Below are 22,785 nucleotides of genomic sequence, written 5' to 3'. Positions count from 1 at the left end.
ACCATTGTTCTGCCGCTCCTCTCCGGATTCGGAGAGGAAGTATTCTCTGTCCAGGGCATTTCGAAGATGGCCAATTCGCGCCAAACGAAGCAGAGCGACGAACACCGACTTTTGCAAACGTTAACGGTGCGACCTGGCGTGCCGCTCAAGAATCTCCGCCACATCCTTGGGGTGGCGCGAAACGTCGCAAGCCCAGCGGCCAAAGTCGCCGACGCCGTTCACGGCTTCAACCCACTCGGCCAGGTAACGCCGCTTGGTTTGCTCGGCCACCGAATCTTGCCCTTTGACCTCCAGCACCAACAACGTGCCGCCCCGCAGCCGAATCAGGAAGTCGGGACGATATTTCCGCACTACGCCCTGCAAGCTGTAAAGAACCTCGAAACCTAAGTGGTCGTTCTTCGCCCACGCCTCGACCAGATCGTTGCGATCGAGTTCGAACGCCTCGGTGGCTTCCCAGGTACTGTCAAAGACGCAAAAATTCACGTGCGAACGTCGTGTTAACTCATGTGGCTTGCCCGTGTACCAGGGCTGCATGTCGGCCGTCGAACGCCGCGGGTGATCGTCGTCGAAAACCGGCACAAGCCGCTCGGTGTTCTTTTCTCGTACCGCGTTCCAAAGATGCTGCACCAGCTTGGTCATGTTCAGCGCGATCACCAGTCGCCGTCGCAATTCGTCCTGAGCGAACGAGTCGGGCACGATCTGCAACCGGTCCGACTGAATAAAACGCTCGACCAGGCCGACAAGCTGCCCGAGCAGAAACTCGCGGTTGCCGCGCCAGCTTGGCCGCGCCAGGTCGAAGACGTCGCGCGCGGCCTCGAAGGCGATCTTCTGCGCGCGGAACCGCCGGGCCAGACTCTCCAATTCGATCTGCGCCAACCGCGTCACGTCGGGCTTGCCCTCGATCACCGGCGCCAGTTCGGCCAGCATCGTCAAGTGAAAGGCGTCCAACACCAACGGCTCGACGGACGACCAATCGAGGGCCAGCCGCGGCTGCAACACGTGGTCGATCCGCACGATGTTCGGCCAGACAATCTCAAACTGCCGCCGCTCGGCAAGCGCCTCGATCTTGGTCTTGGGCGGGGGCGGCGGGGGCGGCGGCCCGTCGCCTTCTTCGTGCGGCAGGAAGGTGAACGGGACGCCGAAGATGTTCACGTACTCCGGCTCATACATGCCGGTCGCCTCATTCACGTCGTAACTGGTCCGCCGCAACCCGCGGCCCACGACCTGCTCGCACAGCAACTGGCTGGAAAAAGCCCGCAGGCCCATGATGTGCGTCACGGTCTTCGTGTCCCACCCCTCGGAAAGCATGCCCACCGAGATCACCGCCTGGATCTGCTCGCCCGGCTGGCCGACCTGCCCGACCGTGTCGACCGTCCGCCGCAAGAGCTCCGCCTGCTGTTGCTTGGTCAGCTTCCGCACGGGTTGCTCCTGATCGTCGTCGTCGCCCTCGTTCTCGCCCGTCAGCGCCGTCGGCTCCTCCTGGGCCTCCGCCATCTCCAGCACCTTCGAGTCGATGTGCAACGTCCGCTCGGGCCGCGCCAGCTCGTCGATTTGGATCTTGGCGCGGTCGAAGGCGAACTTGACCCGCGCTGCCGTCTCGGTGCGGTTGGCCACGGTAATCATCACGGGCGGCGTCGGTTCGCCTTGCTCGCGCCAGCGAGTGGCCGTCTCCAGCCAGTCTTTGCCGAGCAGGTAATAGCCGTTCGTCACCAGGTCGGGCAGCGGCTCGAACGGCTCGGCCTTGCGGTTCAAGTCGTCTTTCACTTCGGGATCGTTGTAAATGTGGTACAGCCGCGACTTGTAGTCGGGCGCCAGCCGCCCGTCGTCGCGAACGACCACCCGCGGCGTCTTGACCAGTCCCGATTCGATGGCATCAGCCAGTCCAAAATCGCTGACGATCCACCCGAACAGCATTTCTTCGGTGCTTTGCCGGCCTGTCGGCGCGAAGGGCGTGGCCGAAAGGTCGTGGCAGGCCAAGATGCCACGCGCGCGATGAATTCGATCGAGCCCGCCGATCCATTTGGTCGCCGTCTCGACTTCGGCCTTGCTCGCGCCCGGCTTGCCGTGGCCGGCCACTCGCCAGGCATGGTGCGCCTCGTCGTTGATGACGAGAAGGTTTCGGGCCGACGCCATCTCGCCCAGCACGTCACGGACGTAGGCTTCGTCGCTTTTGGCCCCGCGCTTGTCGACCCCCTTTCGCCGGGCGATCTGCTCCTCGCTTTCCCAGTCGAGCGCGTGCCAGTTGCGCACCAGCACTTTGCCTTGCCGCAACTTCTCCGTCAGTCCCGGCGGCACGACGGCGAACAGGTCGTAGTAGTTTCCCTCGCTGCCCGGCACGAGCACCTGCAAGCGGCTCTTCACCGTCAGGCCCGGCGCCACCACCAGCACGTTGCGGGCAAATCGCTTGTCCTGCGGGTAGGTCGCCTTGTTGAGCACGTGCCAGGCGATGAGCATGGCCATCACGATGGTCTTGCCGCTGCCCGTGGCCATCTTGGAGCACCACCGCGTGAAGTCGCCGCCGTCGCCTGGCACGTCGATTCCCTGCCGCTCGGCGGCCGGCGCCTCGACCAGCCAGATGAGCGTTTCGATCGCTTCGAGCTGGCAAAAGAAAAACTGCCGGTCCTCGCGCTGTTCGGCGTCGCGCCAATGTTCCAAGAGGCGTCGCGTGATGCCGTTGACACCCGCGTAGGGATTATCGGGGCGTTCTCGCCAGGCTTTGACGCGCTGTCGAATCTGGTTCACCAGCGGCAGCTCGACGAACACGCCCGGATCGTCGAACGACTGGCTACCGGGCGTGGCCATAATGTAGCCCGCCGGCCGCCGCGCGGCCTTACGCGTGAACAGCCGCGACGCGCGGTCGTAGCTCCAATGCGCCGCCGGCTCGCGGAAGGGCGAGTTGATGATCAGTTCGGGGATGGAATAGCTGGATGTCATGGCCGTCCCGCTCCAGGCAGGTTGGAAACTTTCATGCCTTTCGGCCAATTTCGTGTCGCCAGACTGGCAACGATTACCTTGGTTGTCAGCCACCTCAGCCGCTCCTTGAGCAACCGTATTCGCACGCGCTCGGTCAGCGTTGCGTTACGTGTGCCTCCGGGCGGCGGAGGATCGTCTTCCAACCAAAGCAGCACTTTCATTGGCGGCTCGCGCTGGGACAACCGTTCGATGAAGGGGAGCCAGACGTCGGGAGTTGAGGATCTCTGCCAGGCCCCGACCAGGCCAGCGATCGAGTCGCGGACCTTCTCACCAAGCTCCGCGGCTAGTTCGCCGTCGAATTGGCGCGCTTTGTTTTGGATTCGATAGCCGCGGAAGTCTTTGACTTCCATCCAAAGCATTTCCGCCGCCGGCTGCGCTTCGAGGAGGGCGATAAAATCGACCGCCTTGGTCCCTTGCAGCCTCGCCATCTCGGCGGAGTAGTCGCGGTGCCCGTCATACTTGACGACGTACCACTCGTCACTGAATTGGAATCGCAGTTGTCCCTCGCGGAATTCGCTGCTCATGGGCCCCTCTTGGCTGCGGCGGCGCTTTCGCCTGAAAATAGCCTTCGCTCGCGATCACTCTGCTCGGCGTATTCCGCCAGGATCGGGTTGTTTTGGATGTCAGCCAAGACCCCGCCCGACTCAATCACGACCGACGCGTTTGGCTTAGGCCGGCTTAGCCCGAAAAACCGCGCGTTTGCCGCCTTGCCCTCTTCGGTGCCATATTCAACCGCCACCGACAACTGATCGCTCAGCAGAAAATCGTGCGTAGCCACAAACACCTGCACTCCCACCTTGGCAAGCAAGAACACAAGTTCCGATACCAAGGTGATCAGTCGCGGATTGAGACCCGCTTCGGGTTCGTCCCAAAAGAGCACCGTTTCGGAGGTGATACTGCCGTTGCCGATGAGCCGCACGATCTCGCCTAGTTTGCGATAGCCCGCCGCCACTAAGTGCGCTTCGAGCTTACCGATGTAGAAGCGGCCGCCTTTGACCACGACCTTCCCACCGATCAGTTTCTCGATGCGCCGCAGCATCGCTATCGCCCACTCAGGTTCTTCGCGCAACAGAGGCACATCCAGTTCGATGCACAGGTCGTTGTACGTTTCGTCGAGCGAGAGAGCCCGCTTGGCATAGCTGCCGATGAATCCCTCGTACAACGCCAACACGTCGGCCGGAGGCAGAAACACGCACGGTGTGGCAAGGTCGAACTGCGGCGAACCTTCAAAGCCGTAAATTGGCGATAAACCACGTTGCTTCGCGGGCTGAATCGACATTTCGACCGCAGCACCGTCCGTTGCGAGGCGCAGGCTCGCACCGCTCCTTGCGCCGTTTCGCACCAGCCGCTCCAACCGTCCGTGCTCGGGCATGAAAACCGCTCTGAGCTTCTGGAGTACGCCGTGCTGAGACGCCACAAGCGCCTCTGCCAAGTCCTGCGTGGAATGATCTGGATTGGTTGACCCCTTTACGATCGCGTACATCAGCTTCAACAGGTGCGACTTGCCCGTGCCGTTCTCGCCGATGATCACGTTCAGCCCCGGCGAAAACTCGAACTTCGCTTCGTCGAAGACGGTGAAGTTCTTCACCGTCAGTTCCTTGATCTTTGCCCCTCGACCTCGCTGGCGCTTCGGGTTGGTGTTCTTCATCCGTTCAACTCCACGATCTTGAGGCTTTCGATGCCGCGGTCGTCGACAATCTTCACGGCCACGCGGCGGTGCTCGCCGGCCTCGAAGGGGAGCGAGACGGAGCCGCGGTAAGCCTCGATCCGCTCTTCGTCGATCTCGGCCTTCAGGTTGCGCGCCAGCCGCGACCAGCCCTCTTTGTCGCCCGCCATCGGAAAAAACACCTGCCGCGGAAACAGGCTGCGACCGTCGTAGTCGGTGTCCAACAGCCACATCGCGATCTTCGACGTGTCGCCCGACTCGATCTGCCCGCTGCGCGGGTTGTAATAATCGAAGCCGTACACCTCGACCTGCCACAAGCCGCGGTACGCTCCCTCGGCCAGCCGCGTGACGGCCACGTCGGGCTGCCCGACCAGCCAATACGACTCGTTGCTGGCCCGCTTCTTTTTCAGGTCGTCGGTCAACAGATCGGTGTTCATCTGCACTTTGAGCAGCGTGACGCCGGGCCAGCGCGTCTCGTCGATGTCTTTGGCCGCTTCCGGGTCGAACTGAAAGGCCGCGAACACGACGAGCGCCGGACGGGGCTTCAGCCGGCCGGCTTCTTCCAAGGCCGACTCCACCTGCCGCTGTTCCAAGGGCGCATATTCGGGGCCGAACGAAACCACGACGTGCTCCGGCGAATCGCCCTTCGTTTCCCCTTCGCATTGCAGCCAGCGCGTGCCGCCCAGCGGCTCGATTCGGGCAAACTCCACGCGTTGCCCGCTGCGACCGCGGATGCCGCACTTCAAGAGCTCGTCGCGCCATTCGCGTTGCCGGGCCGTTTCGCCGTAGCGTGCCACGGCGACTTCGTCGCGCAGCTCCAACCGCGTTTGTCCGTCGAGCGGTTCGATGCCCGGCAAGCTGGGCTGCTCGTCGAGCACGGCGGCCTGCTCTTCTTTGACGATTTCGCTGATCGGCCGGACGGCGGGCGCGGGCACGGCTTCGACCGTGAAGGGGCCGGTGACGCGGACCTTCGATTTGTCCACGTCTGGCTGGTCGAAAAGCGTTTCCTGCGACGGTGGCTCATCGTTTGCTATCTCGCCCAAAGTGATACGTGGCACGGTCTTGTAGACGAAACCGCTGGGGATGCCTTCGTTTGGATGAGCGAGTTCATAATAGGGAAAGGTCTGGGTCATAAGCCGCTGTTTCGTGATCGCCGTGGCGACCCTCGAGGTATCGCACGTTATCCACCTGCGACCCCAGCGCTCCGCCACGGCCGCCGTCGTTCCCGAACCGCAAGTCGGGTCGAACACGAGATCTCCTGGGTTCGTCGTCATCAGCATGCAGCGTACAACGGCCTTCGATGCTGTCTCGACAACGTACCGTTGCGGCTCCGTAAAACTACCCGTGCCCGTGTCGGCCCAAATGTTGTTGATCGGCACAACAGGATTGTCCTCGAGAAGGTACGCGAATCTCAAACTGTCGCCGGCAACAAACAGCCTGCGCTTTTGTTCAAGTCGCCGCATCGCATTTTCAGAAATGCTCCAGTGTCGGTTCGCTGGTGGCTTGAACTCACGTCCGCGAAATAGATATGTGTAGTTCCTGGTTTCGCTTGGATCTTGCGAAGTTAGGGATACTGATTGGCACGCCTTCGCGCCGTCTGGCAAGTGGGCGCCGTCGCTGAATTCCACGGCGCCGACGACCTCTCCCGACGGCAACAATACGTGCTTAAAAGCGTCGAGGCCGCCGTCAACGGAACTTCGCTTCATAAAGAGTTGCTGGAATTGCATTTGGCAACCGTCTTTGGCGGCCCAAATGATGTAGTCGCAGACTACTGGCAGACGTGCGGACGCCATTGCGCCGGTCTTTTTGAATGCAATTGTGCAGACGAAGTTGTCTGCGCCAAGTATTTCAGTAACGAGCTCGCGTACGTGGTGGAGATTCTGATCGCTGATCTGCACAAAGATGCTGCCCGTGGCAGTGAGGAGATCCCGACAGAGTAGCAGCCGGTCGCGCAGGTACGTTAAGTAGGAATGGATTCCCAGCTCCCAGGTGTCGCGGAAGGCCTGGACCATTTCGGGCTCCTGCGTCAGGTCGTCGTCGCTGCCGTCTTTGACGTCGCGGCGGTTGACGAAGGGCTGGAAGTTCGACCCGTACTTGATGCCGTAGGGTGGGTCGATGTAGATCATCTGCACCTTGCCGGCCAGGCCCTCCTTCTCCAAGAGCGAGTTCATCACCAACAGCGAATTGCCGGCGATCAGGCGGTTGCTCCAGCCGTGGGCGTGCCGGTAGAAGTCGATCGCCTCGCGCAAGGGCGGGTTCTCTTCCGGCTCTTCGAACAACGATCGCTGCACCGGCGCCCCGCCCGCCTTCGCCGCGCCGCCGTTGCGCCTCCGCACGGCTTCGATGATGGTCCGCGGGTCGATCCGCTCGTGAACGTGCAGCGAGACGGTCGGCACTTCGATGGCGCTCTGCTCCGCCTTGCCGGCCCAGACCAGCGTTGGATCGAGGTGCGGGTCGTAGGCATAACGTTTTTTGGTTCCCGCGTCGGGATCGGTCTGGGGCGTCACTAAGCCAACAGGAGGATTGTTCATGCGCGTCTTGTCCGAGTGTTCGTAGTGCTCGATCGCGCGTTTCGCCGCCGGTCCGGCCGACCCGGACCCGGCCGATGTCTGTGACGTGCGTTCGGTTCCCGGCCGCGCGCTCGCCCGCCCGCCTCGCTGGCGCTGGGGGTCCGTCTGTCCGCCTCGCTGGCGCTTCGGGTTAGTGTCGGTGCCTTCGTCGGGCCAAAGCGCGTCCTTGCCTTTCACCGGGTCCGCTTCCGCGGGGCCGGCGGTTTCCGTTTCGGCGGCATCCGTGCCCGCCAGGAGGCGCTCAATGAGTTGCCCGCGACGGCCGACGGAATCAACGTCCACGGCTTCGCAGACCGCCTTGACCTCCGTTTCGCCGAGGTATTCCAACAGGATTGCCGGAGTGGCGCGTCGCGCTCGCGAGAGCCCGCGCCGCATGTCTTCGACGCTGCGCCGGTCGACGCCGTCGAGATCGAATTCATCCACAATCCGTTTGAGTTCTTCCCGGCCCAGCAGGGCGAGGATGGCGTGCTTCAATTTCATCGTTGCCCCTGACCATTCGGGGTCTCTTTTTTCCGCCGCAACCCGCTGCGCGCGTGCTGCGCCCAACGATAACACGTCCCGGCGGCTGAGAGAAGTATGTCGAGCGTGGCGTCCTTGAGCCGGGTGGGTTTTGCCGCCGCCACGAGTCGACCCCATCCAGCTCGCCTGGATGGTGAAGGAGATGGTGAGCTGCGTAGCAGCCGGGAGGCATCTTATTCACCATCCAGGCAAGCTGGATGGGGCCTGAACCATCGGGTGTTGCACCGCTCTCGACATCACTTTGGCTCCTCGACAATCCACTCATTGCCAGATCGACCGCAGCTCGTACACCTCGAACCGCGGCAACCGCACCTGGCCGCGTCGGACCGTGACGGATACGTTTCGGTTCTCGGCCGCGGGGATGACGGGCATCGGGATATAGATCGATCCGCCGTCGGCGAAGATTTCAAACGCGGTCCGATCGACGACGACTCGCACGTCGAGTTTCCCCTCGCGCAACGGAGCAGCGACGGCGTGCCCGTTGACGGTGAGCTGTTCTTTCGCGGCGTCGTAGCTCAGGCTCACGCCGCGCACGTCGAAGACGACTTCGGCGGTCTTGGCGGGTTCCATCACCGCCACGATGTCGAGCAACTCCGATTGAATTCCGCCCAGCTTCTTGCTCTCTTCGGCAGACAAGACGCTGTCCGAGAAGCGGAATTCTTTGGCGCGCAGCCGTTCGATCTCCGTCACGGGCGACCATGTCAGCCGAGGACCATCGGCCGTCGTCAGCAGCCCGAGTTTGAGCGGCAGAGACAAGCATTGATTGAACGGCATGCCGGGCGACGCCGCTTGCAACCAGCCAATCTGAATGCGGCGGCCGTCGCGGGCCGGAATGTCGCTGAAGGTCTGGGCCGCATAAAAGCCGCGGCCGCGGTGGCCGGGCAACCGGGCCGTTTCCGAAACGAAACGCTCGCCATCGAAGCTGCCCACCTGATATTCGCTGCTGGCCGCCGTCAGCACCCACTTTTTCCGGCCCGCATCGCCGTCGACCGGTAGCTCGAACAGATCGGGGCATTCATAAAAGCCCTCGACCTGGCTGCCGACCTTCCACTCTTTCAAATCCGGCGAGGTGAGAAATTGAATCGCGTGCTTGTTGTCGGGCAAGCCGACGTAGAGCACCATCACCCAGCGGCGAGTTGGCTCGTGCCAAAAGACCTTGGGATCGCGGTTGCCGGGCGTGATCTGGTCGACGACCGGATTGTGCTCGTACTTGGTAAACGTCTGGCCGCCGTCGTTGCTGTAGGCCAGGCATTGCACGGTCGGACTGCCGGCCGCGGTATAACAGAGCACCAGCGGCGGTCGGCCGTCGCGGCCCAGGCCGCTGGTGTTGTGCCAGTCGACAACCGCACTGCCGGAAAACATCGGCCCCATCGCATCGGGATACAACGCTTCGCCCAGTTCCTGCCAATGCGCGAGATCGCTGCCCGTGGCGTGGCCCCAGTGCATGTTGCCCCAACTCCAGCCATAGGGATTGTGCTGAAAGAAAAGGTGGTAGCGTCCTTGATGGAAAACAAGCCCGTTGGGGTCGTTCGTCCAGCCGCGCCGGGGCGAGAAGTGCAACTGCGGCCGCAAGGCCTCGTGGTAAACATCGTTCGGTTCCACGGCGTCGTCGCTTTGCCGCAGGTTGTCGAGCGCGTGCGAGTCTCCAGGCAGCTTGTCGACCTCGATCGTGAGCGTCCGATTTTGCCAACGAGTGATGTCGAGCGGCGCCCACCAATCGGCCTCTCCGTCGGCCAGCTCGATCTCGAATTGCCGTTCGGCGCGTCCCTGTACGCTGACCGTCACGCGGCGCTTGGCGGCGCCGTTGCGCACGGGAAAGAGCAAGAACCGCCGCTCGGCCGGCAGGTCGCGGCGGGCGTTGTGGACGACCTCGATCGGGCGGCGGTCTGTGAAGACGATCTGATCGACGTTGATGTGACCCCAACCGCCGCTGGCCTCGTCGACGATTTCGATGCGGGCCATCTTGCCCGTCAGGTCGCTCACGTCCCAGGCGGCGGCTTCAAGCTGTTCGCTGCCGCCGGGCGGTGTGTTCGGGCCGGTGGCCGTCCGCAGAACGCGGCCCTCCACCAACAGGTTCATGCACGTCTTCCCTGGATAGCCACCGCCGCCAATCAGGAAGCCGATGAACTTGCCTTCGATCTTAAACTCCGGCGACGTGAGTTTGCCGGTCGCTTCATCGCCTCCAACGAAACTATTCACCAGCCCCTTGCCCAAGAAGCCGCTTACCGGCATTTGGCCCGCCAGCGTCCCCTTGGCCGGCCCCGCTCCGAAGGCCGTGCCGCTCGTCTGCCAACGACCATAGTCGCCGCCCTCGAAGTCGGCAAACACGATGCCGGCGGTCTGCTCGTCGTCCGCGGCGCATCGAGCAAACAACCACAGCGATGCTAAAGAAACTACGGCGATCGTCAAATTTCGGAGGTGGATCTTCATGGTGGCAGTCTTCGGGCATGTGAATGGGGTTCGCTCTGATTGTAAGCCCCTTCGCGCCGAGAATCGACGTCATCAAAGGCGTCTTCGCTCGACGACCTGGGAAGGTCGCCCCACGGGCGTGTCGTCAGCCGTCGTGCGCTGTTGAGCGTGGAACGTAGCACCGGTAGATCCCGAAAAGCCCGATCGCGCAGGTGGCCAACAGGCAGATGCCCGATGGCCAGTCTCCGCAGACAAGATAAGGGCTTCGACGACCGTCGAGCCGCGGCCGCGCGATAATCACGTCGGCTTCGCGGCGCGGACCGCGCTTGATGATCCGTCCGTCGGAGTCGATCCAGGCCGAGAAACCGGTGTTGGCCGCGATCACGAACGGCTTGCGACACTCGATGGCCCGAAACACGGCACACGTCAGGTGCAGGTCGAGCTCGCTGGAACCGCGAAACCAGCCGTCGTTGGTCAGGTTGACCAGGATGTCCGGCTCCTTGCCTTCCTGCCGCAGGCGTGTCACCTGGCTGCGAATGACATGCGGAAGGACGCTTTCATAACAGATATTGGCCGCCAGCCGCGCGCCGGCCACCTCGAAGACCGGCACCTCGCTGCCCCAGTCGATGCCCGCCCCGATCGGCGACAAGCTGGCCAGCCATTCCATGTCTTTGGCCAGCGGCACGTATTCGCCGAACAGCACGGGGTGCGTTTTGTCGTAGCGCGGCCCGATCCGGCCTTGCCGATCGACGAAGAGCGCCGAGTTGTACCGCCGAGGATAGGTGGTGCAGAACTCGACCGCGTCGATGCCCAACAGCAGCGGCGTATCGAGTGCTTTCGCTTGATGGCCGATCCACTCTCGCCGGGCGATGATTTCTTGATCCAACTGGCCGCGCGTACCCTGCCAGGCTCCCGGAGCGGTCACGTCGGCCGGGCAGACAAACAACGAATCGCGGAACATCGTCTCCGGCCAGACGATCAGGTCGAGATGCTTGCACTCGGCCACAGCCCGCTCAGAAAGGGCGAAGTAGTGCGGATAAACCAACCGCTGTTTCACCGGGTCGTGCTTCAACTCGGTGTCGATCGAACCTTGAATGAGGGCGATGGTGGGACCGGGCCGGCCCTCGGCGTGGTCGAGCCGCCAATAGCCGTAGGTCAGGGCGGACGCCATCGCAGCGGCCATCGGCAGTAGCGGACAGGCCCGCCAGCGACGCCCCTCGGCCGGCAGCATCGTCGTCAAGCAGGCGGCCACGAAGATCACCAGTCCGCTCACCAGATAGCCGCCGGCCAGATCGGCGATTTGCACCAGCGGCAGCCAGCGCCATTGACTGTGCCCCAGCGACGCCATGTTGAACCCGGTGAGCAGGTGCGCCTGGGCCAGTTCCAGCCCCATCCACACGACCGGTGCCACGGCCAGCAGCGGCAGCCGCAGGGCGTGTACGGCCACGCGACAGACGGCCACGAACATCGGCATGTAGAACGCCAGATAAATCGACAGCGCGAACCAGCCGATGATCGTCACCGAGTGTGGCAGCCGCAGCCACTGCAACATGGGGAACCAGAAGGCGAACCCGGCCAGCCAGAGCACGGCGTAAGGCCGGCGGCCGGCCAGCTCGCGGCGGCGGACGAGCAACAGCCAGAAGACCGGACCCATCCAGGCCAGCAGCCACCAATCGACCGGTGGAAACGCCGCATAGGTCAGCAGGCTGCCGAGCAAGGCTGGCCGCCAGGTGGTGGCAGCCATCGGCCGGCCGTCGTCGCGCGGCGCGATCGCCGCTGTTTGCCCAGCGGCGGCGGTTCGGTCGACGCGCGCGCGGCTTTCATGGACAGGACTGGTGGCCATGGTTTACAGCCTACGGCGGATCGTCCGGCTTGCCCAGATGAGTTTGCGGTCGTTGGCACGGCAACTACAATAGATCCCACCCTACATGTCCGTTGCCAAACCAAGAACGAAAACCACGCCCAACTCACCCGGAGACTGCCTCATGCTTGCCCGCCTTCCATCGTGTCTTCTGTTCGCACTCGTCGCCTTTGTCTTCGTCGCGCCCGCTCTGGCCGACCAAGAGGAGGGTTTTGTGCCGCTGTTCGACGGCAAGAGCCTCGACGGCTGGCAAATCGTCAACAAGACGGGTCCCGGCTATGTAGTCGAAGAGGGCGAGCTCGTTTGCCCGAAGAACGGCGGCGGCAACCTGTTCACCAACAAGGAATACGCCAACTTCATTCTGCGGTTCGAGTATCGCCTGGAACCGGGCGGCAACAACGGCGTCGGCTTGCGAGCGCCGTTGCGAGGCGACGCCGCCTACTCCGGTATGGAGAGCCAGATTCTCGACGACGACGCACCCCAATATGCCAAGCTGGAGCCGGGCCAATATCACGGCTCGATCTACAAGGTGCTGCCGGCCAAACGCGGCGCCCCGAAGAAGGCGGGCGAGTGGAACACTGAGGAAATCGTCTGCGACGGCCGGCATATCAAGGTCACCGTCAACGATCAGGTGACCGTCGACGGCAATCTGGACGACGTGAAAGATCCGGAGGTGCTCAAGGCGCATCCGGGCATTCAGCGGACACGCGGTCACGTCGGCTTCCTGGGGCACAACGCGCACGTCGAGTTCCGCAATATCCGCATCAAGGAGTTGCCGTAGTTGCGGTTGCGGCGTTTTTGCGGATCGTGCGGGAACGACGAGCAAGGTAGGGTGGGACCAGCGAGCTTGCGAGCGCCGGCCCACCGTGAAAGGGTTCAGGGTTCAGGGTTCAGGGTTCAGAAACACTTGATTGACTTTCGCCTGACGCCTGACGCCTCTGAATGGTGGGCCGGCGCTCGCAAGCTCGCTGGTCCCACCCTACGCCTCTCACCAAGGCGCTCGCCGCACTACGGACTTACCAGGGAGGCTCACGCCTCCCGCCCGCGGAGCGACCTATATTTTCTCGGACGTCTATGCCCGAGGAACCCATGTCGCTCGACCTGCTGCCGCCCGTCAACGAAACGCCTGCGTCGCCAGAGCCGCGCGCGGCCGCAATCGAGGTGTCGATTGTCATGCCCTGCCTCAATGAGGCCGAAACCATCGAACGGTGCATTCGCAAGGCCCAGCAGGCGATCGGCCGGCACGGACTCAGCGCGGAAATCGTCGTGGCCGACAACGGCAGCACCGACGGCTCGCAGGCGATTGCCAAGCGGCTCGGAGCCCGCGTCGTGGCCGTGCGCGAAAAAGGCTACGGCAGCGCCCTCCGCGCCGGCATCGAAGCCGCCCGTGGACGATTCATCGTCATGGGCGATTCCGACGACAGCTACGACTTCGCTTCCATCTTTCCGTTCATCGAAAAACTGCGGGCCGGCCACGACCTGGTGATGGGCAACCGGTTCCAAGGCGGCATCGTACCCGGTGCCATGCCCTGGAAACACCGCTGGATCGGCAATCCCGTGTTGACGGGCATCGGCCGCTTGTTCTTCCATTGCCCGGCCGGCGATTTTCACTGCGGACTGCGGGCCTTCAGCAAAAGCGCTTACCAGCGGATGGCGCTGCACACGACCGGCATGGAGTTCGCCAGCGAGATGGTGATCAAGGCCACCCTCAACCGTCTGAAGATCGCCGAGGTGCCGACGGTGCTCTACAAAGACGGTCGTTCGCGGCCGCCACACCTGCGAAGCTGGCGCGACGGTTGGCGGCACCTGCGGTTCATGCTCCTGTTCAGCCCGCGTTGGATGTTTCTCTGGCCGGGGGCGGTCTGCTTCGCGCTGGGGCTCGTGGCATCGGTCCTGCTGATGCACGGCCCGCTGCGCATCGCGGGGGTCGGCTTCGATATTCACAGCTTGCTGGTGGCCGGCTTTTTGGCGCTGGCAGGTTATCAGTTGCTCGTGTTCGGCGTGTTCACCAAGATGTACGCCGTCACGGAGGGTTTTCATCCGCCGCACCGGCTGTTGGGCAGCGACCCGCACGTCAATCTGGAGTGGGGCGTGCTGGCGGGCATCACCGTTGGCACCGCCGGGGCGGCGCTGTTAGGCCACGCGGTCTGGATTTGGCAGCAGGCAGGTCTTGGGGCGCTCGATCCGCAGGTCACCATGCGGCACGTGATCCCCGCCGTGGTGTTGATGACGTTGGGCGTGCAGACGATCTTCGCCAGCTTCTTTCTGAGCATCCTATCGCTGCGACGAAGAGGATGACGCTCACTCGGCTGCGACTGGCCTTCGTGGCGGCGGTGGACTAGAATGCGGCCGTAACCTGTTCCGGATGCCAACGCATGTCGACGATCACCGCGAAGCAAACGGCGCCCTACGGCCCCAGGGACGCCGGAGCGATCATGACGCTGGACGAGTTCGAGGAGGCCGACTTCGAACTGGGCTACCGTTACGAGTTGATTCACGGAGTCCTGGTCGTGACCCCGCCTGCACTTGAAGAAGAGCGCGACGCCAATGAAGAGTTGGGTCGTTGGCTGCGGAACTATCGAGAATCGCATCCGCAAGGCAAGTCCCTCGACCTGACGCTGCCGGAGCAGAATGTTCGGACCACCGGCCAAAACCGCCGGTGCGACCGGGTGATTTGGGCCGGGCTGGCGCGGCGGCCTCGAAGTCGTGGGCCGGTCGGGCGCCGCGACGTGCCCAGGATCGTGGTCGAGTTCCCCTCGTCGCGCGCGGCCGACCGGCGGCGCGACTACGAGGAGAAAAAAACCGAGTATCGCGACATCGGCGTTCGCGAATATTGGATCATCGACCGCTTCCGCCGCATCATGACCGTATATCATCGTCGAGGCGCCCGTTGGGCGAAGCGGGTCATCGGCGAAGCCGAGACGTACCGCACGCCGCTCTTGCCCGGCTTCGAGTTGCCGCTGGCAAAGCTCCTGGCGGTCTCCGACCAATACCAGGAGTGATTCCGTGACATTCTGAACCGCACGTGACAGAAATGCAATCGAGTCGCACGTCATGGCCGGCTGAGCTGCAAAAAGCCGTAAAGGGTTTGCGGCTCGTTTTCTCGCAGGATGTAGAATTTGAGCGGCTCCAGGCTGGCCAAGTCCGACCGATTGAGAATGTAGGCCAGGTTGTCGAGTGAGACGGTCTCCCAAATGTGCATGCCCACCAGGATGTCGCCGCGACGGATTCCTTGCCGGGCGGCCGGACTGTCGGGCCGCACCTCCCGCACCAGCAGCCCACCGCGGTAACGCGTGCGGTGATGGTGCTGAAACTGCTTGGCCGTAATGGGACGCGCCTCCAGACCGATCGTATCCCAGACCGGATCGCTCGGTCCCTCCGTGGCGTCGGGCGCCGAAGCCAGCACCAGGTTGACTTGCAAACGCTGGCCGTCGCGTTCGGCTTCGACGGCGATTTTTTCGCCCGGATGGTGGCCCAACAGGGCCCGTTCCAAATCGAGCGCCCGGCTGACGTGGCGACGTGCCACGGCGTGAATGATGTCGCCCGACTTCAGACCGCTTTCGGCAGCGGGGCTTTGTGCGTCGACCGTTTCGATCACGACCCCGTTCTCGTCGACGATGGGCCGGGCGACCATGCCGTGCCAGGTGTGTTCCAGCCGCCGCGTGCTGAGCAGCTCGGCGGCCGTCTCCACAACCTTGTCGGCAGGAATGGCGAAGCCGATGCCCTGCGCCCCCGCCCGGACGGCCACGTTCAAGCCGATCATGCTCCCTTCGATGTTCAGCAGCGGCCCGCCCGAATTGCCGGGATTGATACTGGCGTCGGTCTGGATCAGGTCTTCGTAGTTCTGGGCGTCGCTCACCTGGACGGTGCGGTGCAGGGCGCTGACGATGCCCCGCGTCACCGTATGCTCGTAGCCAAAGGCGTTGCCGACGGCGATCACGGTCTCGCCGGGCATCAGGTCGCTGGAGGTGCCGATGTCGATCACCGGCAGCTTCTCGCGCGACTCGACCTTGATGATTGCCAGGTCGGTCTGGGCATCGCGCGAGACGAGCTGGGCGATATAAGTTTCGCGGTCGGCGGTCGTGACGGTGATCTTCTTGACGCCGTCGACCACGTGGAAGTTGGTGATGATATAGCCCCGTTCGTCGACGATCACGCCGGTCCCCATGCCGTTGACGCGCTTGGTTTCGGACTTGGCGGCATCCCTTTCGGCGTAGGGGTTTTCGGCCGTCACCGTCTTTTCGCCATGAATATTGACGATCGACGAACGAGCGCGCTCGACGGCGACCACCAGCGCGCTGCGGCGCAGTTCATGTTCTTCGGCGGCCAGCGGCGCGGCCTGAGAGGCCAAGCAGGCCAGCGACAGCCATCCGGCCAGCGCGAAGAACGGACGCAATGCCAATCGGCTCGATCGACGGTTCATGGAGTGCATCGCCGCGGGTGAAACAAACCGAGCAGGACCGTGCCGAACGCGCGCCGTAAGCCCGAAGTCTGGGCGCTGGAACGGCGATAGTGCGGCGACTTGCGAGGTAAATCGGTTGTCACGTTGGGGGCGCTTAACGTGCGAATTGTCCCGACGCTACAGAACGCCCAGCTTGTCGGCCGGACAGGGTAACTTCTACCTAGGACCTTCGCACCACCTCCTACTGTCGGATCGGGTTGGATGACCGGAACGTAACACCGCACTTGGTACAGGGACGGCTGACGCGCGACGCTGCGGTGCCGCGGGCCTTGGCGGGCTTCCAACCGGCCTGCTCGACCGTCTGCTTTGGGGCGGCCAGTTCCAACTCGCTGGAACCGTTGCCAGTCAAGTCACCGTATTCTTCCTCGTCATCGGGAGCGGCCGATTCATTCGGCATCGGAAGCGGCTCGGACTCGATCCGCTCGGCGTCCTCGGGCATGAGCGGCTGAAGCTGCGGCTCGATGCCGTCGGGCTCCTCAGACCGCGGTCCGAACACCGGATAGGTGGGCACGGGATAAAGGAAGGTTGGCGTGGCCATCTCCGGCTGCTGGCGAGGCAAGGTGGAAATGATCCGCGGCCCTGGAATACGGGGGTCTTTTTGTCCGACGCGGCAGTCAAAGCGGCGTTTCGGCCGGGCGGCATAGCGGTCGCATCGCTTATCGCAGCCGCCCGGACCGCAGCCGCCGCGGCCGAGCATCGAGCACGTGCGACAACCGCCGCACCCGCGGACTCCTTGGCAGCCGGTGGCTGTGGCAATCGAGCAAGTGGCCCACAGAAGTGCCAAGCTGATCGAAACGGTCCGTCGAAACATGGGTGCGTTTCCCCCGGAAAACTGGATCTAGTCTCTTACACTAAAGGCTTGTCGGCATGTCGCGCTCCGCAAATTGAGCACAACCGTTGCGGTCTGCCCAATGGCAGGCGTCACATTGGAGAAGCTGACCGGCTTTGACAGATTGCCTTGACAGCGAAATCGGCTTTCGTAAGGTGGGGCAATGCCCCTTGCCCTCACGCTCAAAGAACAGCCGCCGGTGCCGTTGGAAGCGGAAGTTATTTCTCCCGACGGTTTGTCGAAGCTTTCGCTGGACGAAGTCGCCGCTTGCCCCGTCTTTCTGGGCAAACGCAGGCTGCGGCTCGACCACTTCTTCACGATCGAGGGCCAGCCCGGTGACGACATCGAGCTCCACGGCGATTTGCGCCAAGTGAAGTGGATCGGCCGCGGCATGACGGCCGGGCGAATCAGCGTCCGCGGCAGCGTGGGCATGCATCTGGGCGCTCATATCAAAGGCGGCGCGATCGAAGTCCACGGCGATGCGGGCGACTGGGTGGGCGCCGAGATGACCGGCGGCGTCATTCGCATCCACGGCAATTCGGGCGGGCAGGTGGGCGCGGCCTATCGCGGCAGTCTGGCGGGGATGCGCGGCGGCGCCATCCTTGTCGACGGTTCGGCCGGGCTGGAGGTCGGCATGCGCATGCGCCGCGGCACGATTGTGATCGGCGGTCCCGCCAAGGATTTCGCCGGCTTACAGATGAAGGGGGGCACGATCGTTTTGCTGCGCGGCGGCGAGATTCGCATCGGCGCCTGGATGGTGCGCGGCACGATCATCTCGCTTGAGCCGCTGCGTTTGCTGCCGACGTTTGCCTTCGACTGCTCGCAGAATCCGGTCTTTTTGAACATCTATGCGCGGCGCCTTCGCGAGTGGGGCGTCACACTGCCCTATGCAGCCCAGGAAGGACGCTACGACTGTTACTCCGGCGACGCCTCCGTGCCCGGCAAAGGTGAAATCCTTATCTGGCGGCCAGTTCGGGAACCGAGTGAATCGGCACCCAAAAGTCTTCACGCCAGGTGCGGTGCCGCGCCAGATCGTAAAGGGTAATCTCGCCGGCCGACAAGAGCTGCCGCACCTGCTGCCGCGTGAGCGGCGCCGAATGGATGCCACGCACGCGCACAAACCATTGGTCGCTGGCTCGGTCCTCCAGATCGCTGGCATAGACGTGATACCATCTGAGCGGCACATCGATCCAATCGTCTTCGACCGGCTCGGCGTAGACCGGTTCCGCGTAGACCGGCTCGGCCTCAAGCGGCTCGGCCTCCGCCACAGGCGGTTCGTAGGGCCGCGGCGGCGAGAGAAAATCGCCCAACGCCATCCACGGACCGCCCGCGGCCTGCACCAGGTCGTTGGCGGCGAGCCGCCCATCGTCGCGGAGCTGATTCAGCCGGCGATGATTGAGGCCGGAATAGACGCGGTCGCCCCGCAGCACGCGCAGCGTTGCGGCGTCGGCCGGACCGGCGCTTTCTCCCTCGACCGCCTGCGACAGGAACTCGGCGATTTGCGTCCAGGGACCGCCCCACAGCGACACGAAGTCCGCCGAAGTGAACCGACCGTTGGCCAGCAGGCGGTCGAAGTCGTCGCGCGCCATCGGACCATACACCGACTCGCCTTTTCGCACCCGCAACTCGCCTTCTTTTTTGACCGCCATGGCCGTCCACCCTCGTTACGCCCCGGTTTCGTCCGTCCGCAGTATAGAACCCAATCGGCTGGAAATGAATTGCTACTCTTGATTTAACCGGCTACGGTTCCTTCGCCGCGTCGCGGTGACCGAGTACAATGCCTGCTCGCCCGCCACGGACCACGGACTACGGACTCATGAAACTCGCCTTCAGCTCCAATGCCTACATGCACTTCTCGGTTGAAGAGGCGATTCGCCGAGTGGCGGAAATCGGCTACCAGGGAATCGAGATACTGGCCGATGTGCCGCACGCCTGGCCCGTCAATTTGTTGCCCGAACGAAAACAGTCGCTGCGGGATGCGTTGGCAAGACACGGCCTGTCGGTGTCGAACGTCAACGGATTCATGATGAACGCCGTCAACGATCCACGTCAGCCGTATTGGCACCCCTCGTGGATCGAGCCCGACCCGCACTATCGGGCCATCCGCCGCGAGCACACGCGACGGGCACTGGCGCTGGCCAAAGAGATCGGAGCGCAGAACATCCAGACCGAGCCGGGCGGGCCGCTGCAGCCCGGTCAAGACTGGGAATCGGCGGCCAACACGTTTTACGAAGAACTGATGCCGTGTGTCGAAGTCGCCGAGCGGCTGGAGGTGGGCCTGCTGATCGAACCTGAGCCGGGCCTGATGATCGAGCGATTCGAGCAGTTCTTCAAGTTTGTCGAACGAATCGACTCGCCGTGGGTGGGCCTGAACTTCGACATCGGGCACGCCTATTGCGTGGGCGAAGATCCGCAACACTGGGTGGCGCGAATGGCGCCGTACACTCGCCACTATCACTTCGAAGACATCGCCGCCACCCGCGTCCACCAGCACCTGGTGCCGGGCCGAGGGGCCATCGACTTCGACGCCACGTTGAAGGCGATCGCCGCCACCAACTACCAGGGCTGGATTACGGTCGAGTTGTACCCCTACATTGACGACCCCGACGCCGCGGCGCGCGCGGCTTTTGCTTATATCACGGCGGCGGTCAAACGGCTTGGCATTCAGGGAGGATGGGCTTCCTAGCCCGTCACGTCGGAGGGCGACGGCCTAGGACGGCCATCCTCCCGTTTTTGTCCTCTAAAACCCATGACAACCACCTCCGACGCCTCGCCCTCGACCGTTCGCGCCCTCGCCGAGTTGCTGCGCTTGCCGAACGTCTTCACCGCGCTGGCCGACGTGGCGATGGGCTTTCTGTTCACGCACGAATCGGCCCAGCCGGCCCACCAGTTCGCATTGCTCGGCTTGGCTTCCGGCTCGCTTTACCTGTCGGGCATGGTGCTCAACGACTACTTCGATCGCGATATCGACCGCCTCCAACGGCCCGGCCGCCCGGTCCCGTCGGGGCGGATTTCGGCCGGCTTGGCGCGTGCGCTGGGCTTCGGATTGTTGGCGGTGGGGCTGCTGGCGGGCTGGGGCGCCGGAATGATGACGGCCAACGCTCGGTGCGGCATCGTGGCGACGGTGCTGGCGACGGCGGTTGTGCTCTACGACGCCGTGCTGAAGCGCACGCCGCTGGGGCCGCTCGCCATGGGAAGCTGCCGAGTGCTGAACGTGCTGCTTGGCATGAGCGCGGCGACCGAACCGTTTCAGCCGATCCATTGGATTGTGGCCTTGGGCGTGGGCACCTACATCGCCGGCGTCACCTGGTTTGCCCGGACCGAAGCCACGGACAGTCATCGCGGGCAGCTCGCCTTGGGCCTGCTGGTGATGCTGGGCGGCATCGGCCTGTTGGCCTGGTATCCGCAGTGGTATACCGAGAGCGTCGAGCCGGTCAGCAAGCCGGTGCATGCACTATTGATCGGCGACCGCTGGTACTGGTTCTGGGGGTTGATGTCGGTCATGATCGGATGGCGGGCGTTGCGGGCGGTGATTTTCCCGCAGCCCGTCTACGTGCAAGGGACCGTGAAGCAATGCCTCCTTTCGCTCATCATTCTCGACGCCGCCGTTTGCATGGGCGTGCGCGGGCCGTTCTATGCCGCCGCGATTGTGGCCTTGGTCTTTCCCACGATGTTTTTCGGTCGATGGATCTATTCGACGTGAAGCTGAAGTAAAAACGAGGAGCAAGACGACGGAGAGATGCAATCACAACCAGAGCGCCATTTCGCCAAGCGGACAGCAATGCTCAGTCGAGCCAGTCTTGTTCTCGCAGTCGATCGGGTACGTATACCTCGGTCACGTAGCTGATGTCTTTGCTGATCAGCGATTCTACTTCCAGCTTGAAGCCATTCGCAAGCATCAACTCGATCTCCTTTTGCCAGGCTTTCTTGTCGGCAAACCAAGGATAGTCGGCGATCTGTTTGGCACGTTTGATATCGGTGTCGGCGAGTTGGATTTTCACGCTGTTTGACAACTGACAGCGTTCAAAATCCTTCGAGCGCAAGCCCAGGTATTTGGCGTCGGGGATCGCCATCCGCCTCGACTCGAAGGCCAAGTTGATCGAACCTTGCTTCACGACGCTATAGATGTAATATCCCCAAGGGTCGTTGTCCAATAAGCAATAGACCGGCAGCTTCAACTCGTTGCGCAACCGATAAAGCATGCGCCGTACGCCGCGGGGCGGCTGGCCGCCGCCATGAGTGAGAATACAGTTGTGATTCTGCCAAAAGCGGTCTTCATTGAATCGCTCCCATACTGTGGCTTTTTCGACGTGGAGCACGAATTTGGCGTCGCACTTCTTGAACTGGATGATGTCCGGCTCGACGATCGAAGGAACGCCGTAACCTCCGGAACCCATGCGCGAGCAGTCGATCTCGTCGCCTTTATCGACAAGCACGATGGGGCCGACCATGTCGCCCGCCTTCTTCGCGTAGAGGTGCATTTCCTCGCGCAGGCTGTTGAGCATCACCTCGACGTCTTCGATGATCGGGTCGCACTCGTCCTGGGTGGCGAATGTCTCCTCCTTCGCGCCTTCGATCGTGTGCTTGAGCAGGTAGAACAGACCTCGGATGCTCGTGGTCTTCTGCTGGTCGATGAGCGTCTTGCAGCCACTGGCGACCAACATCGTCTGCATATAGGCTTTGGCTTGCGACAAATTGAACAGTTGGCGACGGTTCGTGTTGCTCCCCATTTCGATGAACCGCTTCGACTTGTTGAACCGCACGTTCGACAAGGCCCGTGCGGGAATATCGACATACGGGTCGCGGCTGCGCTCAGCCGTGGCGACCACCATGTCGGCCACGCCGTGCAGCCGTTCGAGCGTTTGCTTATCGCGCACACTGGCCGGAGACTTTTTTTGGTCTTTGTCGGGGGCGGGAGTCGTTCGTTTCTTTGCCATGAGTTCCTTTCAGTTATTGCTCGAAATGGTCTTTAGTGCCTCGTTGGCGCGGTTACGGATTCTCCGCGCCAATCGGACATCTTTGACGGCGGCAAGCTGCTCGATTAAATCGCGCGGAGATGCCTGATTGCCTGCCAGAGCCAACCAGACGGCTGGCTCGCCAGTCGCGTAGAGATGCTGCATTTCCTGCAGGTCCTCGGTCTCTGCGGCTTTTTGGGACCAGCGATTCACTTGCAACTGATATCTGAGACGGTTCGCCTCCGGGTGTACTGCAATGGCCCGCTCCAAGATTGACTCTTTCTCGGCGCACGATGGATTTCGCCTGACCAGAGTGTCCAGCATCCAGAAATGGTCCGAATGTCGTTCTACAAACACACGGAAATCCTCCGCACTCTCCCGAGCGTCGGTATAAAGCTGAATCGCTAATGTGATGATGGCCTCCGGATAACGGGCTTCGTTTGCCAACTTCTCCAATAGCCATCGAGGCCCTTGCCGGTGCCCCAATTCATCGAGACAAAGGCCGCTCTCATAAGTTGCTAGCAACAAGTCGTCGCGCATT

At 62.8% G+C, this 22,785-nt stretch carries 17 protein-coding genes; 6 read left to right on the top strand and 11 right to left on the bottom strand.

Going from position 1 to position 22,785, the window contains the following annotated elements; translation table 11 throughout:
- Positions 1-120 precede the first annotated feature (120 nt).
- The 6 genes from VNH11_12985 to lnt all read right to left on the bottom strand — a co-directional run bounded on the left by VNH11_12985 (position 121) and on the right by lnt (position 11,980).
- Positions 121-2,934: a DEAD/DEAH box helicase family protein gene (locus tag VNH11_12985; GenBank protein HVA47276.1), complete on the bottom strand. Its 2,814-nt coding sequence runs from the start codon at positions 2,932-2,934 to the stop codon at positions 121-123.
- Positions 2,931-3,497, bottom strand: a complete 567-nt coding sequence (locus VNH11_12980; GenBank protein HVA47275.1) for a hypothetical protein — start codon at positions 3,495-3,497, stop codon at positions 2,931-2,933. Before VNH11_12980 ends, VNH11_12985 begins: the two co-directional genes overlap by 4 nt.
- Complete coding sequence (locus VNH11_12975) at positions 3,494-4,621, bottom strand: AAA family ATPase (GenBank protein HVA47274.1); 1,128 nt, start codon at positions 4,619-4,621, stop codon at positions 3,494-3,496. Before VNH11_12975 ends, VNH11_12980 begins: the two co-directional genes overlap by 4 nt.
- Entirely contained in the window at positions 4,618-7,689 is a 3,072-nt protein-coding gene (locus VNH11_12970) for a DNA methyltransferase (GenBank protein ID HVA47273.1), read from the bottom strand. Before VNH11_12970 ends, VNH11_12975 begins: the two co-directional genes overlap by 4 nt.
- 300 nt (positions 7,690-7,989) lie before the next feature.
- Complete coding sequence (locus VNH11_12965) at positions 7,990-10,158, bottom strand: glycoside hydrolase family 32 protein (GenBank protein HVA47272.1); 2,169 nt, start codon at positions 10,156-10,158, stop codon at positions 7,990-7,992.
- A 124-nt stretch (positions 10,159-10,282) separates the two neighbouring features.
- Positions 10,283-11,980: an apolipoprotein N-acyltransferase gene (gene lnt / locus VNH11_12960; GenBank protein ID HVA47271.1), complete on the bottom strand. Its 1,698-nt coding sequence runs from the start codon at positions 11,978-11,980 to the stop codon at positions 10,283-10,285.
- 142 nt (positions 11,981-12,122) lie between these two features.
- Between lnt and VNH11_12955 the strand changes: the two genes are divergently transcribed.
- The 3 genes from VNH11_12955 to VNH11_12945 all read left to right on the top strand — a co-directional run bounded on the left by VNH11_12955 (position 12,123) and on the right by VNH11_12945 (position 15,000).
- Positions 12,123-12,779 (top strand): DUF1080 domain-containing protein, encoded by a 657-nt coding sequence (locus VNH11_12955; protein HVA47270.1) that lies wholly within the window; start codon positions 12,123-12,125, stop codon positions 12,777-12,779.
- Between the two features lie 293 nt (positions 12,780-13,072).
- A complete protein-coding gene (locus VNH11_12950) occupies positions 13,073-14,296 on the top strand; it encodes a glycosyltransferase family 2 protein (GenBank protein HVA47269.1) in 1,224 nt (407 codons plus the stop codon).
- 77 nt (positions 14,297-14,373) lie between these two features.
- Positions 14,374-15,000 (top strand): Uma2 family endonuclease, encoded by a 627-nt coding sequence (locus VNH11_12945; GenBank protein HVA47268.1) that lies wholly within the window; start codon positions 14,374-14,376, stop codon positions 14,998-15,000.
- 50 nt (positions 15,001-15,050) lie between these two features.
- Here the strand turns inward: VNH11_12945 and VNH11_12940 are convergent, their stop codons facing one another.
- Both VNH11_12940 and VNH11_12935 read right to left on the bottom strand, forming a co-directional pair.
- Positions 15,051-16,421 carry a trypsin-like peptidase domain-containing protein gene (locus tag VNH11_12940; GenBank protein ID HVA47267.1) on the bottom strand — a complete coding sequence of 457 codons (1,371 nt, stop codon included), beginning with the start codon at positions 16,419-16,421 and terminating at the stop codon, positions 15,051-15,053.
- Positions 16,422-16,641: 220 nt separating this feature from the next.
- Positions 16,642-17,271, bottom strand: a complete 630-nt coding sequence (locus tag VNH11_12935) for a hypothetical protein (protein ID HVA47266.1) — start codon at positions 17,269-17,271, stop codon at positions 16,642-16,644.
- A gap of 181 nt (positions 17,272-17,452) precedes the next feature.
- Between VNH11_12935 and VNH11_12930 the strand changes: the two genes are divergently transcribed.
- Positions 17,453-18,334 (top strand): formylmethanofuran dehydrogenase subunit C, encoded by an 882-nt coding sequence (locus tag VNH11_12930; GenBank protein ID HVA47265.1) that lies wholly within the window; start codon positions 17,453-17,455, stop codon positions 18,332-18,334.
- On the opposite strand, the gene VNH11_12925 is transcribed toward VNH11_12930, so the two are convergent.
- Positions 18,246-18,938 (bottom strand): DUF4339 domain-containing protein, encoded by a 693-nt coding sequence (locus VNH11_12925; GenBank protein ID HVA47264.1) that lies wholly within the window; start codon positions 18,936-18,938, stop codon positions 18,246-18,248. The genes VNH11_12930 and VNH11_12925 overlap by 89 nt on opposite strands.
- 167 nt (positions 18,939-19,105) lie before the next feature.
- On the opposite strand from VNH11_12925, the gene VNH11_12920 reads away from it, so the two are divergent.
- A complete protein-coding gene (locus VNH11_12920) occupies positions 19,106-19,975 on the top strand; it encodes a sugar phosphate isomerase/epimerase family protein (protein ID HVA47263.1) in 870 nt (289 codons plus the stop codon).
- A gap of 63 nt (positions 19,976-20,038) precedes the next feature.
- Complete coding sequence (locus tag VNH11_12915) at positions 20,039-20,992, top strand: UbiA family prenyltransferase (GenBank protein HVA47262.1); 954 nt, start codon at positions 20,039-20,041, stop codon at positions 20,990-20,992.
- 82 nt (positions 20,993-21,074) lie between these two features.
- On the opposite strand, the gene VNH11_12910 is transcribed toward VNH11_12915, so the two are convergent.
- Together VNH11_12910 and VNH11_12905 are read right to left on the bottom strand one after the other, a co-directional pair.
- Positions 21,075-22,226, bottom strand: a complete 1,152-nt coding sequence (locus VNH11_12910; GenBank protein ID HVA47261.1) for a DNA topoisomerase IV subunit A — start codon at positions 22,224-22,226, stop codon at positions 21,075-21,077.
- Positions 22,227-22,235: 9 nt separating this feature from the next.
- Complete coding sequence (locus tag VNH11_12905; protein HVA47260.1) at positions 22,236-22,784, bottom strand: hypothetical protein; 549 nt, start codon at positions 22,782-22,784, stop codon at positions 22,236-22,238.
- Between the last annotated feature and the right edge of the window lies 1 nt (position 22,785).

It is taken from the genome of Pirellulales bacterium, assembly GCA_035533075.1.
Taxonomy (GTDB): domain Bacteria; phylum Planctomycetota; class Planctomycetia; order Pirellulales; family JAICIG01; genus DASSFG01.
The sequence above is the reverse complement of the archived record's forward strand: the minus strand, read 5'-3'. Positions and strand labels throughout refer to the sequence as shown.

Coding starts and splice junctions, on each gene's coding strand:
- VNH11_12985 (HVA47276.1), bottom strand. CDS start 2,934: ATGACATCCAGCTATTCCATCCCCGAACTGATCATCAACTCGCCCTTC.
- VNH11_12980 (HVA47275.1), bottom strand. CDS start 3,497: ATGAGCAGCGAATTCCGCGAGGGACAACTGCGATTCCAATTCAGTGAC.
- VNH11_12975 (HVA47274.1), bottom strand. CDS start 4,621: ATGAAGAACACCAACCCGAAGCGCCAGCGAGGTCGAGGGGCAAAGATC.
- VNH11_12970 (HVA47273.1), bottom strand. CDS start 7,689: ATGAAATTGAAGCACGCCATCCTCGCCCTGCTGGGCCGGGAAGAACTC.
- VNH11_12965 (HVA47272.1), bottom strand. CDS start 10,158: ATGAAGATCCACCTCCGAAATTTGACGATCGCCGTAGTTTCTTTAGCA.
- lnt (HVA47271.1), bottom strand. CDS start 11,980: ATGGCCACCAGTCCTGTCCATGAAAGCCGCGCGCGCGTCGACCGAACC.
- VNH11_12955 (HVA47270.1), top strand. CDS start 12,123: ATGCTTGCCCGCCTTCCATCGTGTCTTCTGTTCGCACTCGTCGCCTTT.
- VNH11_12950 (HVA47269.1), top strand. CDS start 13,073: ATGCCCGAGGAACCCATGTCGCTCGACCTGCTGCCGCCCGTCAACGAA.
- VNH11_12945 (HVA47268.1), top strand. CDS start 14,374: ATGTCGACGATCACCGCGAAGCAAACGGCGCCCTACGGCCCCAGGGAC.
- VNH11_12940 (HVA47267.1), bottom strand. CDS start 16,421: ATGAACCGTCGATCGAGCCGATTGGCATTGCGTCCGTTCTTCGCGCTG.
- VNH11_12935 (HVA47266.1), bottom strand. CDS start 17,271: ATGTTTCGACGGACCGTTTCGATCAGCTTGGCACTTCTGTGGGCCACT.
- VNH11_12930 (HVA47265.1), top strand. CDS start 17,453: ATGCCCCTTGCCCTCACGCTCAAAGAACAGCCGCCGGTGCCGTTGGAA.
- VNH11_12925 (HVA47264.1), bottom strand. CDS start 18,938: ATGGCGGTCAAAAAAGAAGGCGAGTTGCGGGTGCGAAAAGGCGAGTCG.
- VNH11_12920 (HVA47263.1), top strand. CDS start 19,106: ATGAAACTCGCCTTCAGCTCCAATGCCTACATGCACTTCTCGGTTGAA.
- VNH11_12915 (HVA47262.1), top strand. CDS start 20,039: ATGACAACCACCTCCGACGCCTCGCCCTCGACCGTTCGCGCCCTCGCC.
- VNH11_12910 (HVA47261.1), bottom strand. CDS start 22,226: ATGGCAAAGAAACGAACGACTCCCGCCCCCGACAAAGACCAAAAAAAG.
- VNH11_12905 (HVA47260.1), bottom strand. CDS start 22,784: ATGCGCGACGACTTGTTGCTAGCAACTTATGAGAGCGGCCTTTGTCTC.